Raw genomic sequence first — 1,250 nt, forward strand, 5'->3', positions numbered from 1 at the left:
GAGACAGCGACCCCCCACCGGCATTTCGCGATCGCCATGGCTTGGCAAGGCATAGCGACCGTCGATAGTCGCGAAGACCCTCGAATAGGGAAACGCGCCGCCGTTCCGTTCGGAAAGACGCGTCAGGTCGGCCGGACGCTTCAACAACACATCGCCCAAGGGCCCATCGCCCTTGCCGTCGAGACCGTGGCAGACCGCGCATGAGTTCAGGTACTCCGCCTCGCCATAGCTCATTTCCTGCGCGCTGGACGCTTCGCAGGTCATGGTTGCGAGAGCTGCTGCGATGAGGAGTCTCATGTGCGCACCCACCGATTGATCGGCTAAGCGTACTAGGTCAAGGTGTACACGAGTTGATCCGGATCAATTGGGCGTCGGCATGGTCTTTGATTCAGCGCAATGAATATGCCGAACCGTCTTGTTACCATTGTAATGGAATTTGACGTCGGGAGCAGCCGCCATGGCTTTCAAGACGATCCTTACGATAACCGGGCCGGAGATGGGTGATGACGATCTCAAACTCGGTGCCGACGTTTGCGAAGAAATCGGCGCCCATCTTTCTGTTCTGGTCGTTGCCATTGCTGCGCCGCCACCAGTCGGAGAGTATGCGGCGGTCGTTTCAGAAGCCTGGCTCGAGGAGCGTCAGGCTGACGAGCATGTGTTGAAGAAGCGAGCCGCTGCCGTGTCGGCTTTTCTCGCTGGCAGGGTGCTTTCGGCCGATGTCTCCAGCGAATATCCGGAGGCCGGCTGGGCCGACGACACCATCGGCCGCCGTGCCCGATACGCCGACATCACGGTTACTGGACCGGAGTTGCTTGCCAATGAAATGCTGAAAAGCAAAGCGATCGAAGGCGCGTTGTTTTCTTCGGGAAAGCCTTTGCTACTCATCCCCGAGGGATCGCGGCCGACACTGAAGCCGAAACGCGTGCTGATTGCATGGGACGCCCGTCTGGAGTCATCGCGTGCCGTCCGCGAGTCTCTCGACATGCTGCCAGGTGCCGATGAGGTGCACCTTGTCATGGTCGATCCGGTCGAGGACGAAAACCGCCACGGGGCCGAACCCGGAGCCGACGCCGCTGCCTATCTCGCGCGGCATGGCGTGAAGGTCACGGTCGACCGGCTGCCCAGCTCGAACCATTCAGTCGCCGACGTCCTTCGCCGCCACGCGGTCGACATTGCCGCCGACCTGATGGTGATGGGCGCCTATGGTCATTCCCGGTTGCGCGAGCGCATCTTCGGTGGCGTCACCAAGT

The 1,250-nt window shown here is 60.9% G+C and carries 2 protein-coding genes; one reads left to right on the plus strand and one right to left on the minus strand.

All coding sequences use genetic code 11. The annotated features are described in order from the left end of the window. Positions 1–297 (minus strand): c-type cytochrome (locus tag EOA85_RS35530; protein ID WP_127212751.1); only part of this gene is annotated, 297 nt, incomplete at its 3' end. Between the two features lie 160 nt (positions 298–457). On the opposite strand from EOA85_RS35530, the gene EOA85_RS35535 reads away from it, so the two are divergent. Continuing rightward, positions 458–1,250: universal stress protein (locus tag EOA85_RS35535; protein ID WP_164760142.1), on the plus strand; the 793-nt coding region annotated here is incomplete at its 3' end.

This window comes from Mesorhizobium sp. M5C.F.Ca.IN.020.29.1.1 (assembly GCF_003997375.1).
GTDB classification, from domain to species: Bacteria; Pseudomonadota; Alphaproteobacteria; order Rhizobiales; family Rhizobiaceae; genus Mesorhizobium; species Mesorhizobium wenxiniae.